Annotated in this window: 9 protein-coding genes and 1 pseudogene; 2 read left to right on the top strand and 8 right to left on the bottom strand. The window is 72.0% G+C overall.

From position 1 onward, the window contains the following. Nucleotides 1–175: 175 nt before the first annotated feature. Both QWU11_RS24060 and QWU11_RS24055 read right to left on the bottom strand, forming a co-directional pair. Nucleotides 176–1,558: a M1 family metallopeptidase gene (locus tag QWU11_RS24060; RefSeq protein ID WP_290116635.1), complete on the bottom strand. Its 1,383-nt coding sequence runs from the start codon at nucleotides 1,556–1,558 to the stop codon at nucleotides 176–178. Between the two features lie 70 nt (nucleotides 1,559–1,628). After that, nucleotides 1,629–4,091 (bottom strand): M4 family metallopeptidase, encoded by a 2,463-nt coding sequence (locus QWU11_RS24055; protein WP_290116634.1) that lies wholly within the window; start codon nucleotides 4,089–4,091, stop codon nucleotides 1,629–1,631. Nucleotides 4,092–4,681: 590 nt separating this feature from the next. On the opposite strand from QWU11_RS24055, the gene QWU11_RS24050 reads away from it, so the two are divergent. Next, nucleotides 4,682–5,668, top strand: coding sequence for a pyridoxal-phosphate dependent enzyme (locus QWU11_RS24050; RefSeq protein WP_290116633.1), 987 nt, complete (start codon nucleotides 4,682–4,684; stop codon nucleotides 5,666–5,668). A 48-nt stretch (nucleotides 5,669–5,716) separates the two neighbouring features. On the opposite strand, the gene QWU11_RS24045 is transcribed toward QWU11_RS24050, so the two are convergent. Continuing rightward, entirely contained in the window at nucleotides 5,717–6,844 is a 1,128-nt protein-coding gene (locus tag QWU11_RS24045; protein ID WP_290116632.1) for a DUF3068 domain-containing protein, read from the bottom strand. A 93-nt stretch (nucleotides 6,845–6,937) separates the two neighbouring features. On the opposite strand from QWU11_RS24045, the gene QWU11_RS24040 reads away from it, so the two are divergent. Continuing rightward, nucleotides 6,938–8,176, top strand: coding sequence for an acyltransferase (locus QWU11_RS24040; protein WP_290116631.1), 1,239 nt, complete (start codon nucleotides 6,938–6,940; stop codon nucleotides 8,174–8,176). A gap of 2,067 nt (nucleotides 8,177–10,243) precedes the next feature. Here QWU11_RS24040 and QWU11_RS24035 read toward each other — a convergent pair. The 5 genes and pseudogenes from QWU11_RS24035 to QWU11_RS24015 all read right to left on the bottom strand — a co-directional run. Further along, nucleotides 10,244–12,292, bottom strand: a pseudogene (locus tag QWU11_RS24035) (alpha-(1->3)-arabinofuranosyltransferase family protein); the annotation flags it as partial. Next, entirely contained in the window at nucleotides 12,280–13,584 is a 1,305-nt protein-coding gene (locus QWU11_RS24030) for a glycosyltransferase family 4 protein (RefSeq protein ID WP_290116630.1), read from the bottom strand. The pseudogene QWU11_RS24035 and the gene QWU11_RS24030, both read right to left, overlap by 13 nt. Further along, entirely contained in the window at nucleotides 13,581–14,357 is a 777-nt protein-coding gene (locus QWU11_RS24025; RefSeq protein ID WP_290116629.1) for a glycosyltransferase, read from the bottom strand. Before QWU11_RS24025 ends, QWU11_RS24030 begins: the two co-directional genes overlap by 4 nt. A 3-nt stretch (nucleotides 14,358–14,360) precedes the next feature. Beyond that, nucleotides 14,361–14,492: a hypothetical protein gene (locus QWU11_RS24020; RefSeq protein ID WP_290116628.1), complete on the bottom strand. Its 132-nt coding sequence runs from the start codon at nucleotides 14,490–14,492 to the stop codon at nucleotides 14,361–14,363. Further along, nucleotides 14,492–16,117, bottom strand: coding sequence for a hypothetical protein (locus tag QWU11_RS24015; RefSeq protein ID WP_290116627.1), 1,626 nt, complete (start codon nucleotides 16,115–16,117; stop codon nucleotides 14,492–14,494). Before QWU11_RS24015 ends, QWU11_RS24020 begins: the two co-directional genes overlap by 1 nt. Between the last annotated feature and the right edge of the window lie 7 nt (nucleotides 16,118–16,124).

The raw sequence follows: 16,124 nt of genomic DNA, 5'->3' as shown, positions 1-16,124 counted from the left end.
CCCCCCCCCCCCCCCCCCCCCCCCCCCCCCCCCCCCCCCCCCCCCCCCCCCCCCCCCCCCCCCCCCCCCCCCCCCCCCCCCCCCCCCCCCCCCCCCCCCCCCCCCCCCCCCCCCCCCCCCCCCCCCGGCCCCCCCCCGCCCCCCCCCCCCCCCCCCCCCCCCCCCCCCGACCGGGTCAGCCGTCGATTCGGTGCTGGGTCCAGAACGTCGTCAGATTGGTCGAGGTCAGCGCCTGGGCCGCCGCCTTGAACTCGGCCGTCGTCGAGACGCCGTACCAGTGGGACTGCGCGTAGCTGCGCGTCAGGTTGGTCATCGCCGTGGTGCCGAGGACCGTGCTGAGGTCGTGCAGCGCGCACTTTCCGTAGGTGTACACGACCGTGCCATAGCGACTGGAGTGAGCGTCCCAGTACGCCATCGAGTTGGTGATCTTCTCGGCCGACGAGGCCCAGGACACGTTGTTCCAGCAGCCGGCGCCGGTGATGCCCTGGTACAGGTCCGTGGCGTAGTCGGCGAACGACTCGTCCAGCCAGGGGCTGGTGTACTCATCGTCGCCCACGATGCCGTACCACCACTGGTGCGCCAGCTCGTGTGCCAGTGCCGTGGAGCTGACCAGGTCCAGGACGAACCCGGGGTACTCCATGCCGCCGAACCAGAAGTTGTTGTCCAGGACGACGTCGACCTCACCGTACGGGAAGGCGCCGAACCGCCCGCTGTGCGCGGTGAGCGCCGCCGTGGAGGTGTTCAGCATCGACGTCGCCGAGCTCGCGGAGATGCCGCTCACGCGATAGACGTTCACCTTCACGCCGCCCGACGAGGTGCCGGAGGTCAGCGTGAACGGCCCGGCCGCCCAGGCGAAGTCGCGCACCTTCGAGGCCGTCGCCGTTGTGATCGTGCGGCCCGAGCTGCCCGCCTGGTCCACCGACGTGCCCGTCGCGGGCACCTTCAGCGAGGTCGGATGGTCGAGCGTGACCTTGAAGTCGCTGGCGAGGGAGTAGAACGACTCGCCGTTGTTGGAGTACGGGTCCAGGTGCCAGCCGGCGCCGTCGTGGACGGCGAGAACGGGCAGCGCGTTGCCGATGAAATTGTAGGACCCGTCGTGGCCGAAGCGGTCGGCGCCGCTCGGCACCACGATGCTCAGGTCGAAACCGACCGTGCCCTGCGCGCCCTGGGCCAGCGGCGCGGGGAGAGTGATCTTCATTGCGGTGCAGCCGACCGTGAGCGCGCCGGCCGTACCACCGGTCACGTTCGTGACCGTGATCGGCGTGGACGGGCAGCTGCCGTGGTAGTTGTCCCACAGCCGCAGGTAGACCTCGTTCAGCGGGTCGGCCGCGGCGTTGGTGAACGTCACCGACTCGTGGCCGGTCCAGGTGGTGCCGCTCGTGTTGCCGGTCAGGCTGACCGTGTACGACGGCGAGGCCGGCGTACGGGTGGCGTCCAGACCGGCCGAGGCCGGAGCGGCCGATGGCAAAGGCGCAGCCGGGGCCGCCGCACGCGCGGCGGTCGTCAAGGGTGCCATCGCGGCCACCAGGGCGGCGACTATCGCGATCTTCCTTCTCATCATGAACTCCCGAGGATGCGAGGGGCCCCGGGCGCGTCGTCGCGTCCCCGGGGCCCCTGCTGGATCACGGTCAGGACGCGTTTACCGCCACGTCGTCGAGGACGAAGCTGGTCTGCAGAGACGAGTCCTCGGTGCCGCTGAACGATAGCGTCACCGTCTGGCCGGCGAACGAGGACACGTCGAACGTCCTGTTCACGTAGCCGGACGCCGCATTGGCGTTGCTGTAGGTGGCGAGGGTCGTGGTGCCGATCTTCACGGTGAACTTGTCGTACGCCGTGGTTCCGGTCTCACTGGTGTCGATGTGCAGCCACAGGTTGAGCGAGGCGTGGCAGCCCGACGGGATGGTGACCGACTGGGTCGCCGTGTCGGTGTGGGTGGTGCCGTAACCGTTGAACCAGGCGAAGTAGCTGCCCGAGTGCGCGGCCTCGCCACCGCCGGTGGAAACGACGCCCGAGGTGGTCGTCCACGGTGTCGTACCGGACTCGAAGCCACCGTTGGTGACCTTGTTGCCCGGCGAGGAGCAGCCGCCGCCGATCGGGTTGACCGTCCAGGTGAACGTCGTCGTACCGGTCAGGTTGGAGGTGTTCTTCGCGGTCACGGTCACCGAGGAGGAGCCCGCGGTGGTGGGCGTGCCCGAGATCAGGCCGGTGGAGGCGTTGATCGACAGCCCGGCGGGCAGGCCCGTCGCGCTGTAGGTGAGCGTCTGGCCGTTCGGGTCGGTCGCCTGAATTTGCAGGCTCGCGGCCGTACCGACCGTGCTGGTCTGGCTACCGGGGTTGGTCACCGACGGTGCGCCGGGCTGACCGGGGCAGGTGCCGGGAACCGGGTCGGTGCCGGTGACGCTGACGGCCGCCCAGGCGGCGTCGACGGTGTTGTACTCGGTGCAGTGGGTGCCGTACAGGTCCGCGGCGGCCTTCAGCGAGTCGGTACGCGCACGGCTGTAGTTCTCACTGCTGCTCGCGTACGAGGCGAGCGCGCGGTACCAGATCTTGGCGGCCTTGTCGTTGCCGAGACCGGTGACCGTGGAGCTGTTGCAGGTCGGGCTGTTGCCGTACCCGTGGTTTCCGCTGCCGACGGCCAGCAGGAAGAACCAGTGGGCCAGCGGGCCGAGCGAGTAGTGCGGGTCGAGCGAGCCGTTGCTGCTCGTGTAGCAGTTCGGTGAGGCGCCGTCGAGCGAGGGCTGGTACATGTAGCGCAACGGCGTGTTGTTGCCGTTGATGTTGATCAGCTCGCCCATGGTGTAGTCGGGCGTGTCCTTGGCGTTGTTCGCGTAGAACTCCACCATCGTGCCGAAGATGTCGCTGGTGCCCTCGTTCATGCCGCCGGTCTCGCCGGTCTCGTCCCAGCCGGTGAGCGCGCCGCTGACGCCGTGGCTCATCTCGTGCCCGGCGACGTCGATCTCGACGAGCGGACGGGCGTTGCCCGAGCCGTCACCGTACGTCATCTGGGTGCCGTCCCAGAAGGCGTTGACGTACGCGTTGCCGTAGTGCGTCCGCGAGGGCACGCCGGCACCGGTGCCGAAGATGCCGTTGCGGCCATGGGTGTTCTTGTAGTAGTCGAACGTCTTCGCGGCGCCGTAGTGGGCGTCGACGCCGGCCGAGGCCGGGTCGCTGTTGGTGCCGTTGCCGAACGATCCGGTGGTGTTGCTGAAGATCGTCCCGGTGCCGCTCGTGGCGTGGTTCAGGTTCGTCGTGGTCCCGTTGCCGTGCGACGGGTCCTTCATGGTGTACGTGCTGCCGGACTGGGTCAGATCGATCGACACGTTGCCGCTGTAGATCGCGTTGCCCGTACCCGCGACGAGAGGCGTGACGGAGTTACGCGCCTCGGCGGCCTTCTGCTGGGCCGGCGAGAGCAGTGTCTCGATCTCGTCGCGCTTGGTGACGACCTTGCCCTTGGTGGCGTCCACGAGGACGTGCAGGACGCTCGGCGTCTGGTCGGCGCGTACACCCTTCACGACGGTCTCCCACACGAGCTGGGAGGACCGGCCGGTGGCCCACACCGCGAGCTGCGGCTTGCCCACCGAGGAGACCGTACCCCGCAGTTGCGTACGGGACGTGCCCGCGGCGGCCGAGGCGGCGACCTTGGGCGTGACCGAGACCGCGGCGGCGGGGGTGGCGAGGTTCAGCGCGCGGTAGGAACCGCCCGGCTTGAGGTGGACGATCAGGTCGCCGCCGTAGACGGGCAGGCCCTTGTACGTCCGGTCGAAGCGTACGTCGGTGGCGCCGTTCTTGGCGACGACGACCGTACGCGGGGTGAACGCGTCACCCGACTTCACGCGCCCGGCGCTCTTGTGCGCGGACAGGGCCTTGCGCGCGTCCGCGATGGCCTGCTTGCGCGTGGCGGCCGGCGGGTCGGTGGTGAAGTCGTCCTTAGAGAACGCCGAGGACGCCGACGAGCCCGCTGCCTGGGCCTTGGCGGGGGCGGCGGCGGGGGCTTTGCCGGGTGAGGCACTGGCGGTCGGAGCCGCCAGCAGCGCGGCCGCGACGGCCAGTGTGGCGGTAGCCGACACCGTCGCGATGCGAGGTCTGGACATGGGCGGAGGGTTCCTTTCACCATGGAACGAATACGGCCCGAGATGACGGGCAGGCGGGGAAGGGACAGGGGAAGCCGGGCCGTCCGGGAGGACGGTCTGGATGACGGGGCCTGGCGGTGGTGCTTTCTTTTTCCAGCGGGCCCTGGCGGGGGAGGCCCACTGGAGCGGGTACCGCGGCGGCGAGCCGGAGCGCCGGTGCTGCGCCCGGGATGTGTCCGGGACACATATGCGCTCTGGCGGCGAGACCTCCTTCCGGTTCGCGGTGAAGTGACGCGTTCGCCGCCTCCTGGTTCAGGAGTCTCCGCAACGAAGGCGGGCAGGTGAAGGCCCCTTACCGAGCCCTAGGGATATCCCTAGGAAGTGCCGGAGACCGCCCGGCACCTGCGGCTGCTGTCCGGAAACGCCGTACGGACCTGGCGTCCGTACGGGTCCCGCTCCCCCGTTCCGCAGCGTGCGTACGGCCTCGCGGCCACCCACAGCCCGGAAGGTCACCGCGGTTCGGATCGGCGCGATGGGACGTCCGAAAAGGGGTGACGCCGGTCGGTGCCGTACGTGACCGCGAACCGTCCGCCGCGCTACGCTGCCGTCTCGTGCAGGAGACGCGTCTCGACACCGCCCGGATCCGGGCGGGTCGCCGGGTGATCGACCCGATCTTCCTCGACACTCCGCTCTACCGCTGCGAGGCGCTGGAGCCCGGCCTCGGGTGCGAGGTGAGCATCAAGCTCGAAACGGCGAACCCGATCCGCAGCTTCAAGGCCCGCGGCACCGAGCTCGTCGCGAGCCTGCTCGCCGACCAAGGCTCGCGGGCGGTGGTGTGCGCCAGCGCGGGCAACCTCGGACAGGCCCTCGCCTGGTCCGGTCGCGGCCGGGGGCTCGACGTCACCGTCGTGGCGTCCCGCTTCGCGCCCGCGGCCAAGCTCGACCGCATCCGCGCGCTGGACGCCCGGCTGGAGCTGGTGGACGGCGACTTCGACACCGCGCGTGAGCGGGCGGCGGCCATCGCGCGCCGCGACGGCATCCGGCTGGTCGAGGACAGCCTGGACATCGAGACCTGCGAGGGCGCGGCGACCATCGGCCTGGAGCTGGTGGCCACCCCACCCTCGTTCGACGCCGTCTTGATCGCTCTCGGCGGCGGGGCAATGGCCACCGGTGTGGGTCACGTGGTGAAGGCCCTGGCACCCGAGGTCGAGGTGATCTGCGTCCAGCCGCTGGGCGCACCGGCGATGACACGCTCGTGGCGCCGGCGGCGCGTCGTCACCACCGACTCGACCGACACCATCGCCGACGGCGTCGCCGGCCGGCGTCCCATCCCGGCCGTCCTGGACGACCTCCTCCTGGTCGCCGACGACGCCGTCCTGGTCCAGGAGACGTCGATCGTCGCCGGCATGCGGATGCTCCTCGACCACGCCGGCCTCGTCGTCGAACCGTCGGCCGCGCTCGGCGTCGCGGCGATCCTCGAAGATCCTGACCGCTTCGCCGGCCGGCATGTGGTCACCATCGTGTGCGGCGGCAACGTCGACGTGGACGCCTATCGGCGCTGGGTCGGCGCGACGCCGCCGGACCTGACGACCGCCTGAAAAAAGCGACCCTCCCCCGATCGGGGGAGGGTCGCCTTCAGCCGGGTCCTAGGCGGACTCGTGGTCGGACGGCTCCTTCTCGGACCGCTCGGTCTCAAGCGTCCGGGTGTCATCCGCGTCGCCCGCGTCGCCCGTGTCGCTGTTCGACGGGCCGCCGTTCGACGAGCTGCCGCCCGCGTGGGCCGGGCGGCGACGACCGGCGAAGGCGAGCAGCAGGCCGACGATCAGCAGGACCACGCCGAGAGCGCCGCCGCCGTACGGCACGATGCTCTGGACCAGAGCGATCTTCGTGGCGTAACCGTCGGAGGTGTCGATGAGGTGCTTCTGGCTGTCGGGCGTCATCTTCAGGTCGAGGTCGGCCACGACGAGACGGTCGACGCCGTCGCTCGTCCGCAGCGTCTGGTTGACCTTCTGCTCCTGGTTGATGGGCGCCCCGGTGCGCGGGTCGACCCACACCGTGGTCGTGGACTGGTAGACGCGGTCCACCGCCACGGCGTTGTTCGCCTTGTCATAGCCCGGCACCTTGGCCAGCTGCGCCGGGGTCATGCCGAACAGCGACGCCGGCACGCCCGGCTTGATCGAGTCCGTCACGGTCGGCGGGATCTGCTGAACGAAGCGATAGGCCTTGACGCCTTGGACCTTTTCCTCGCCCTCGTAGTTCATGGGCCAGGCGCGCTTGGTCGTCGTGTCGAAATACGGATAACTCTTACGCTTCACGTCGACCGGCCAGAAGAGGCCGACCCCCGTCTGGCGTACCTTCGTGTCGGTGCCCACCGCGGCGCCGTGACCGCTCTGAAGCATGGCGGTACGGCGGTCGAAGACCGCGCGCTGCGCCTGCGTCTCGATCTTCGCGTTGGCGGTCGTGTCCTCGATCGAGGTGAACGAATCCCAGACCGCGATCTTACCGTCACCAGCGTGGACGTCCCCTCGCGTCGTGTTGGTGGCGGTGACCGTGGCGCCCTTCTGGATCGTCCACTTGGCCGTGTCAAGATATGTCGCGTTGTCCGCGCGCAGCGTCGACTTCTCGTAGACGTTGAGTGGCGCAGCGACCAGTTGCTGCGCCACATAGAAACGGATCAGCGGAGCGAGTGCGATGAAAAACGCCCCGACGCCGATCAATACCAGCCCCACCTTGCGCCGCACCACTAACCTCCCAGGGGAAATTGCCTGAATCATAGGTGAATGAGGCATTTGTGAACCGGTGGGAGAGTCTTTGTTGCGATCATGTTACCTGCGCGTAGGCTTCAGGTCCCGGACCGGAGGTAGCCCGTGACGACACCCTCACCGCCTGCGACGATCGCGCGCCCGGACACCGCGCGAGCGCGGCCCGACGAGCACTATGACGCGCTCGACGGCGTACGCGCGATCGCCGCGTTCGGGGTGCTCGTCTTCCACGTGGCGGCCGACACCGGGAACACCCTGAAGCAGGACGCGACGGCGTGGCTGTTCTCCGGCGGCGCGATCGCGGTCCCGATCTTCTTCACGCTTTCCGGCCTCCTGCTGTACCGGCCCTGGGTCGTGCACCTGCTCCACGTCGACGGCCGCCGTGTCCGCGTCGGCGCCTACCTCTGGCGCCGGGCGGTGCGCATCCTCCCCGCGTACTGGCTCGTCGTCGCGTACGTCATGGTCGTCATCCTGACCTCCCACCTCGGCGACGGCTGGACCTGGCTGAAGCTGCTGACCCTCACCTACACCTACGAGGCGCATCCGTGGTGGGGCAGCATCCTCGGGCCACAGGGGCTCGGGCAGATCTGGAGCCTCACCGTCGAGGTCTTCTGGTACGCCGTGCTGCCGCTGACCGCGGCCCTTTTCGGCGGATACGCGCGGTTCCGCGAGCCGGGCCTGCCCGACCCCGACCGGCGTGCCCGGCGCCTGCTGACCGCCATCGGGGCCTACGCCGTGGCGACGTTCGTCTTCACGGTCTTCCTCTTCCACCCGCGCTACGCGCCGCAGCTCGGCGTGTGGCTGCCGCGCTACTTCGCGTGGTTCGCGATCGGGATGGCGCTGGCGGTCGTGTCCGTGCGGGCACGCGCGGGGTCGCCCGGCGCGGCGCGCTTCGCCCGTACGGTCGCCCACTCGTGGGGCACCTGCTGGGCGATCGCGGCCGTGCTGTTCTGCATCGCCGCCTCACCGCTCACCGGGCCGTCCGACCTCGTCACGGTCGACACCATCTGGACCTCCGAGCTCCGGATCCTGCTGTACGGCTCCGTCGCCGCCTTCGCCGTCGCCCCGGTCGCCCTCGCCCCCGCCGGCGCCCCGGTCATGCGCGCCATTCTCGGTAACCGCGTCATGCGGTTCCTCGGCCGCATCTCCTACGGCGTCTTCCTCTGGCAGGTGGCCGTCTCGGTCGGCTGGTACGACCTCACCGGCCACGAGCCCTTCACCGGGCACTTCCTCGTGGAGTTCCCGGTCATCGCCGCGCTGACCGTCGTGATCGCCACCGCCTCGTTCTACCTCGTGGAGCGGCCGGTCCTCCGGCTCGCCTCGCGGCGGTGGCGTTCCGGATAGCAGCCGCCGCTCCGGCGACCCGCTCAGCGCCACCGCCAGCCGGGCGACGACGATCAGGCACAGCACCCGGGGCAGCGTGTCGGTGAGCAGCGTGAATCGCTCGCCGCTCGCGTTGCGGCCCGTCACGGCCACGATCGACGCCGCGAGCATCACCACGGCGATCACCCAGGGGGACAGCACCCCGGCGCGGAACCTTCGCGGCACCCAGGCGAACAGCACGGCCGCGACCGCCGCGACGGCCGTGCCCACGACCCCGCTCACCCAGTAGCCCACACCCGCCGCGAGCAGGACGACCACCACGTCGCCGACGGCCGCGCCCAGGCGGCCGGCGCTCCGCCCGCGGACCGGCCCCGGCCACGCGCGAGATCGCAGCGGCGTGAGCCGGGCCGGCCACAGCGCCACGAGCAGCAGCAGCGGCAGCGTGCCGAGCCCGGCGAGCAGCGCGCCCCGGTAGATGTGGTCGGGCCCGTACGTCAGGTGGGCGGTGCCGACCGTGCCGGCCGGCACGAGCCACGCCTGCCGCCAGCCGTCGACCCGTATCGGCTGCAGCTTCCGGCCGCCGACCGTCGCCGTCCAGCCGGCGTTGAAGTTCTCGTCCACGGTGAGGTAGGAGTCCTGGTCGGCGTTGACCTCGACCTTGCGGTCCTGCGAGGTCCACTTGGTGACCTGCACGTACGACGGCGCGGCCGGGGGGGCCTTGTACAGGCCGCCGGCCGGGTCCACCACGGCCGTCTCGATCCGGAACCCGTCGAAGGGCACCGAGGCCAGCCGGTTGCCACCGCTGCGGACGCCGACCGTGTGGCAGGCCTTGAAACGGAGCGGGCGCCCGGCGAGCAGGTCACCGAAGGTGCCGCTGGCGCGGGTCGCGATGTCCCGGCCGTTCAGCCGCAGCTTCGGGCCGTACCCGCACGGCAGCGGCACCCGTGCCCCGGGGAGGGAGCGGAACGTCGGCACGCCCGGGATCGACACGTCGATGATCTGCGGGGACTCCGCCGGGAACCGCAGCGTGAGCCGCGACGTCCGCATCGCCCGGAACGACAGCACGCCGTCCGCGCCGATCACGCCCTCGCGCCACTGGCCGTTGTCGCCCTCGACCCGGACGTTCAGCGGGCCGCTCGCGCCGCCCGGACGCTTGATCGCCAGATACCGCAGGGCGACCGGGCGTCCCCACGAGAACGCGAGCGACGGGTCGGGATCGCCCACCGCCGGCACCCACGTGGTGGTCGGGTCGGAGTCGAAGGCCGAGCGGGCCATGCCCGCGGGTTCGTTGGTCGCCACCGAGCTCGCGGTCACGTGGAGGTTCGGGTCGGTGCTCATGTAACGCTGGATCAGCGCGGTGTCGGTGAGCGTCGCGGTGCCGGTCAGCAGCGCGCGCTTGACCGTGGGTGCGGTGAAGACACGGTCGAAGGCGTACCCCTCCTCGTCCTGGCGCTGCAGGAGAGGCGAGCACACCCACCGCACCGAGCCCTGCATGCACCCGGGCAGCCGGCCCGGCGGCCGGGACATCACGATCGTTCCGCCGCCCGGCGTGGACGGCAGCCGGTAGTGCCGGACCGCCTTGACGCCGTCGATGTGGAGCTCGGGGATGGCGACGCGCGCCGCGGTCGGGACGGCGGGCTTGCCGGTGAGGGCGAGGACGGTGATGCGCAGCCAGGTCGACGGCCCGGCGGGCACGCGGAGCGGCTGGGCGGCGGACAGGCTGCCGACCGTCTGCACGATCCGGCCCGCCTGCGTGGACACGGCGATCCGGGCGGGCGGCGGCCCGAGCCAGGGGTCCTGGGAGAACGTCGCGGTGACGTCGCGCGGCGTCAGGCGCCGGCCGAAGTCGACCTGGAGCCACTGGCCGATGGGGCCGTTCCAGCCGCCGGTCATCCACTCGGTGAACGGGTTGCCGTCGATCGCGGCGAACGGCAGCGTGCCGGGGTTGTCGAGCTGGACGATCGAGGTGATGTCCGAGGCCGACGAGGACGCCGTCACGGTCTTGATGCCGCTGTAGGAGGCGACGGTCGAGTAGTGGTCCCAGGCGTTGTCCATGATGTCGCGCTGGTCGCCGGGTCTTCGGTCGTCCTCGTCCGCGGTCATCGTGGGCGAGGTCTGCCCGCGCAGCTCCCCGAAGTTGCGCTGCACGCGGCGCAGCGAGTCGGAGACGGCGGCCCGGCCGGGCGCCTGTGGATCGTCGTCGTCCAGGAGGACGGGACGACCGGCCAGCAGCCCGGCGTCGCCCAGGGTCATCATGGCCTCGGGCGCGCCGTACAGGCGTATCGCCTGGTCGGCCCCTGTCATGGTGACGGCGCTGTCGGCGTTCGTGACCTCGTAGATCTCCACCGGAGGGTACGGCTGGTCAACACTGTTCACCGCGTCGTCGGGCAGGGTGCTCCCGGCCGGCACGTTGCCGAACCACACCGCCCGGCGGATGCCGGGCGAGGAGTCCATCGCCTCGTGGACGCGCGCGGGCCACGCGCCGCGCAGGTCGTCACGGCGCAGGTCGTTGCGGACCAGGATGTAGCGCACGCCGATCCGGGCGAGCACCTGGCTCAGGCCGGGCGATCCGAGGCCGCTGGTGATGCGCTGGTCGATCGCGTCCAGCAATCGCGTCAGGCCCGGCGACCCCGCGGGGACGAGCTGCCGTTCGGCCCAGCGGGCCCGCATGGACGACTCGGTGATCTCGTCCATCGGCCGGCCCCAGAGGTACTCGGCGAACCGCGAGCCGGGCACGATGATCACGCCCTGCTGCCCGGCATGGGCGTTCAGCCAGGCCGTGGTCTCGTTCCAGTACGGCGGCACGGCCCGGAAGTCGCCGCTGGCCGACAGGCCGGTGCTGAGCGTGGATCCGGCCACCCCGGCGATGGCCAGGAGCGCGGCCAGGACCGGCAGGACGCGCGTCCGGCGGAGCGGAACCCGCCGGGTGAGCAGGTGCGCGATGCCGAGGGCGATCGGCAGCCGGATCAGGCCGTCGAACTTGTACAGGTTGCGGAACGGCGCGAGCGGCCCGTCGATCAGCTGCCGGACGTCGCCGCCGAGCGGGCCGGCGTGCCCGGAGACGATGATGACGACGCCGATGATCAGTGTGACCAGCAGGAACGTACGCTCCGGCAGGCCGCGGCGCGCCAGGCCCGCCAGGCCCAGCGCGGCCACCGCGCCGGTGGCCAGGATGGCGAACGCGTCGGAGACGAACATGTGGCCCACCGGCCACCAGACCTGCCCGTTCACCACCAGGCTGTTCACCCAGCGCTCGCTGCCGCGGAAGACGCTGAGCAGGCCGGTGGTCGCGGTCGTCGTGGAGGCCTTCTCGGTGTAGGTCAGCCAGGAGAAGGCGTACTTGCCGAGCAGGAGGAGCGGCACCGTCCACCACGCGGTGGCGATCGTGACGGCGGCACTCCACCAGGCGATGAGCCGGATCCGCGCGCAGCCGCGCGGGCGGGTGAGCAGGAACAGCCCGGGCACCACGAGCACGGCCAGCACGGCGGTGGCGTTGATGCCGCCGCAGCAGGCGACCGCGAACCCGGACAGGGCCGCCGCCTTGATCCGCCCGCTGCCGCGCCCCTCCGGCCGCCCGCCCCGGCGGGTGACGGTGGCGAGCGGCACGATGATCCAGGGCAGCATCGCCAGCGGGACGTACTCAGAGGAGTTGGTGCCGAGCGAGGTCAGCCCGTGCGGGCCCAGGGCGTACGCCATCGCGCCGAGCAGCCGCCCGGCCGGGGTGCCGATGTCGAGCCGCCCGGCCAGCGTCCGTACGCCGAGGAACGCCGTGCACAGCAGGAGGGCGAGCCACATCCGCTGGGTGATCCAGCCCGGGATTCCCGCGACATGCCCGAGCGCGAAGAACGGGCCCATCGGCCACAGGTAGCCGGACGCCTGGTTCTGCAACTGGCCGAACTGCTCGATGTCCCACAGGTGCAGCGCCCGGCTGAGGAGCCCGGTCGGGTCGATCGGCATGTCGATCTTGGTGTCGGCGAGCATCTTGCCGGGCCGGGTGGCGGTCGCCAGCAGGGTCAGGCAGAGGCAGCACAGCAGCACCCGCAGGCGTTCGCGGAACCGGAGGTCCAGCTGCTCTTCGGCCGCGTCGTCACCGCGCGACGGCCGCTCGGCGACCGCCGGATGGGTCACCGTGGCCATCCACCGGCCCACCCGAGCAACCGCTCGACCGCCGTCGCCTCCCGCACCGGCTCCGCACCGCCCTCATCCAGGTACTCGTCGCGGACCGGGCCCTCCAGGACGTGCTCGTGGCCGTCGCGGCGGACGACGACCGCCTCGGGCGGCTCACTGTACGCCGTGCCTCGCCGGACCGCCGCGTCGACCAGTGCGGACATGCGTGCGGCGCTGCGGGCCCAGTCGAACCGGGCCGCCCAGTCGCGGCAGGCCGCGGCCGTCTCCGGGCGCCGGTCCGGTTCGGCCAGCTCCTTCAGCGCCCGCTCGACGGTGTCGGCGAAGTCCTCGTCGCCGGGCACGAGCCAGCCGGTCACGCCGTCGCGGACCGCGTCGCGCAGGCCGTCCACGTCGTAGGCGACGGTCGGCACGCCGAGCGCCGCCGCCTCGGTGACGCTCAGCCCCCACCCCTCGCCCCGCGACGTGCTGAGGTGCAGCCGGGCGCCGGCCACCAGGGCCGTCTTCTCGGCCTCGGGCAGGTAGCCGCGCAGGAGAACGAGGTCGCCGAGACCGCGCCGTTCGACCTCGGCGCGCAACGCGGCCTCCTCCGTGCCCCGGCCGATGACGTGCACCGGCACGCGGAGTCGTACGGCCAGGTCGAGCAGGCGCTCGATCCGCTTGTGCGGGACGAGCCGGCTGACGCAGACCAGGTGGTCCCCCGCGGGTACTGACACCTCCGGCTGCGGGGTCACGCCGTTCGGGACGACGTAGACCGGGCCGGTCCACCGCAGCCGCTCACGCATGGCCCTCACGGTGGAGGGCGAGACCGCGACACAGGCGTGCCGCCGGTAGGCCCGGCGGGCGACCGGCCCCTCCAGGAGACGACCCACCCAGGCGAGCCAGCCGGGGAAGTGCATGCCGAACTGCTCGTCGTGCACGTGGTGGACGACGCACAGCACGGGCACGCCGCGCGGCAGCGCCCACGGGGTGAAGAACGGGATGCCGTTCTGGCAGTCGAGCACCGCGTCGAAGGACCGGCGGCGCAGCAGCATCCAGGCGAGGACCAGCGGGTACACGGTGAACCGGCCGCCGAGCCGTACGACGTCGACGTCCTCGGCCGTCTCCCGGCGCCTCTGGCCGGGGGCCCGGCTCGTCACGTAGGTCACGCGCCTGCCGTCGGCGGCGAAGCGGCGGGCCAGCTCCCAGGCGTAGCGCTCCGCGCCGCCCGCGGCCGGGTGCCACGGGTCGCGCCAGTTGACGACCGCGATCCTGGTGGGACCGCGCCGTGCCGCCCTACCCTTCCGGTCCGGTGTAGGCGTCATCCCGTCCGCAGTTCGTCCGCGACCGGGACCAGCGGCGGCGCGGCCACCGCCCGTCGCGCCGCGGCACGGATACGGAGCAGGTCGGCCAGGCAACTGCCGGCGTGCCGGCTGATGGAGAACGTCGAGCCCGGCATGTCGCGCCAGGTCACCGGCATCTCCGCGATACCGGCCCCGAGCCTGCGGCAGTGCAGCAGGAGCTCGACGTCGAAGGCGAAGCCGTCCGTGCGCAGGTCGGCGGCCGCGGCACGGGCCAGCGGCCCGGAGAAGAACTTGAAGCCGCACTGGGTGTCGGTGATGCCGCCGGTGATGTCCCGGCACAGCCGGTTGAAGGCGAGCGCGCCGAGCCGCCGGAGCGGCCGGCTGTAGATCTCCACGTCCGACTCAGGGTGCCGGCGGGAGCCCACGATCGCCTGCGCGCCGGAGGCGAGCATGGCGAGCACGTCTTCCAGGATGTCCAGGTCGGTGGCCATGTCCGCGTCACAGAAGCCGACGTACGGCGCGGTCGTGGCGAGCAGCCCGGTCCGTACCGCGGCGCCCTTGCCCGGGCGCGAGCACTGGAGGAGGCGTACGGGCACGGGTCCGCGCCACTGCCGGACGATGTCGGCGGTCGAGTCGGTGCTGCCGTTGTCAACGACGATGATGTTGCCGTCCACGGGGAGGCGTGCCAGCCGTCCGGACAGCGTCGCGAGACCGATCGCCAGGCGTCCGGCCTCATTCCGCGCTGGTACGACGACGTCCAGCGACGCCTCAGTGGGCGAGCCCCGCGGGCCCACCGGTCACCGTGAGCCGTAGTTGTAGAGCGGCTTGGTGACGGTGTCGTTCTGTGAGGTCGTGACGACGCGGACGACGCCGAACGAGGTCAACAGGGCCAACACGACTCCAGCGAGTGCCGCGGCGGCGATCCGCATTATGTCTCCTTCGGCAGTGATCGTTGCTTGAGGTTACTTGTCGGTACTCGCATACACCAGATAAATGTCGCAAATGTAATAAACCACGCAAAGTACATAGGCAACTGCGGTGGGTGCGACTCGTGCGCCGGGCTCGGCGCGGGCAGCCGATACAGCGTGAGATCCGGCCCGGCGACGACACGATCGGCGCCGGAGAGCCGATCGGCCGGGAATGCGGCGTCGATCGCGACATACCGTACGCCGCGGGCGGCCAGCGCGTTCGTCAGCGGCGCGCCGGAGCGTACGAGACCGTCGATCGCGCGGGCGCGCGGGTCCTCGGGGGCCAGCGCGATGGCCGGCCGGTGCGGCACCGCGACGCGCACTCCGTCATCGAGGATCACCCGGCCGGGCAGGAAGCGGGGCAGCGGATCGAGGACCCGCCGCCCGTCGTTCCACGGATAGCCGCGGTACGCCTCCCAGGGCAGCACGAGCACGTCTCCCGGATCGGCGGCGACGACGGCGCGCGCTCGCGTCCAGTCCGCCGGATAGTGCGCGGCCCGCAGCCGGCCGCCCGCCCCCCAGGCCAGCCCCGGCAGCAGGACCAGCGGCAGCAGCAGGCCGGGGGCGACCCAGTCCGGAAGACGCGCGACGGCCAGGCCGGCGCCGGCCGCGACCACGACGGCCAGCGGCGCGACGAGCTGCTGTCCGTCGCGCAGCAGCGCGAAGCCCGGCCACAGCCCGATCGCGGCGCGCAGGAGGCCGGGCGCGACCGCCCCGAGCGCGGCGAGCACGAACCCCGTCGCCGCGGTCGCCCCGAGACCCCGGATCCGCCCGCCCAGCACGTACGCGACGAGCGCGCCGGCCACCAGGACCAGCCAGCATCCCGCGGTGATCAGACCGCCGTAGCCGCTCGGCACCGTCTCGCGGTTCCAGCCGCCGCCGAGCAGGAGCAGGCTGCCCAGCGTGCCGAACGGGGTGTCCGCGCGGGCGGCGAAGGCGGCCACGCCCGACGCGTCGGCGGGCGCGCTCGACGCGCGCAGCACGCTCGGCACCAGCCACGGCAGCGCCACGAGCAGCAGGACCCCCGCCGTGGCGAGCAACGCCCGCGGGCGCCGCCCGGCGATGATCAGCGCGACGAGCCCGGAGACCGCCAATGCCGCGAAACCGCCGACGGCGGCGGGCAGCAGCGCGAGGACCAGCCGCCGGTGGTCGCCCCGCGCGGCGGCCCCGGCCACGAGCGGCAGCGCGGCGTACCCGAGGAGCAGCGCCCACTGGCCGAGGAGCAGCCGCTCGGCCACGAAGGGGTTCCAGGCGTAGACGACCCCGGCCGCGAGCCGGGGCAGCAGCCGGTCCGAGGGCACCAGCGTGGAGGCCGCGGCGCAGGCCAGCACGAAGATCGCCAGCAGGATCGCCTTCTGCACCACGTCGGCCGGCGCGAGGTGGGACAGCGCGGTGACGACGGCGTCGCTGGGCACGTGCCGGGGCAGCATCCCGGTCAGCCCGAACGTCGCCTTGGTGAAGACCGGGTGCGGCACGAACACCATGTCGTAGGACAGGACGAACCCCGGGGCCAGGCCGGGTCCGATCGCCAGCGCGCCGAGCACGAACCCGGTGCCGGCGGCGACCGCCGTGTGCCGTCCTCGCATAGGAGGA

The organism is Actinomadura sp. DC4, from assembly GCF_030406325.1.
Lineage (GTDB): Bacteria > Actinomycetota > Actinomycetes > Streptosporangiales > Streptosporangiaceae > Actinoallomurus.
Note: the sequence above shows the minus strand (reverse complement) of the source record. Positions and strands in the feature narration are given on the sequence as shown.

Bases quoted from the DNA above. Each gene is read 5' to 3' on its own strand.
- QWU11_RS24030 (WP_290116630.1), bottom strand. From the start codon at position 13,584: ATGACGCCTACACCGGACCGGAAGGGTAGGGCGGCACGGCGCGGTCCC.
- QWU11_RS24015 (WP_290116627.1), bottom strand. From the start codon at position 16,117: ATGCGAGGACGGCACACGGCGGTCGCCGCCGGCACCGGGTTCGTGCTC.
- QWU11_RS24060 (WP_290116635.1), bottom strand. From the start codon at position 1,558: ATGAGAAGGAAGATCGCGATAGTCGCCGCCCTGGTGGCCGCGATGGCA.
- QWU11_RS24045 (WP_290116632.1), bottom strand. From the start codon at position 6,844: ATGATTCAGGCAATTTCCCCTGGGAGGTTAGTGGTGCGGCGCAAGGTG.
- QWU11_RS24055 (WP_290116634.1), bottom strand. From the start codon at position 4,091: ATGTCCAGACCTCGCATCGCGACGGTGTCGGCTACCGCCACACTGGCC.
- QWU11_RS24020 (WP_290116628.1), bottom strand. From the start codon at position 14,492: ATGCGGATCGCCGCCGCGGCACTCGCTGGAGTCGTGTTGGCCCTGTTG.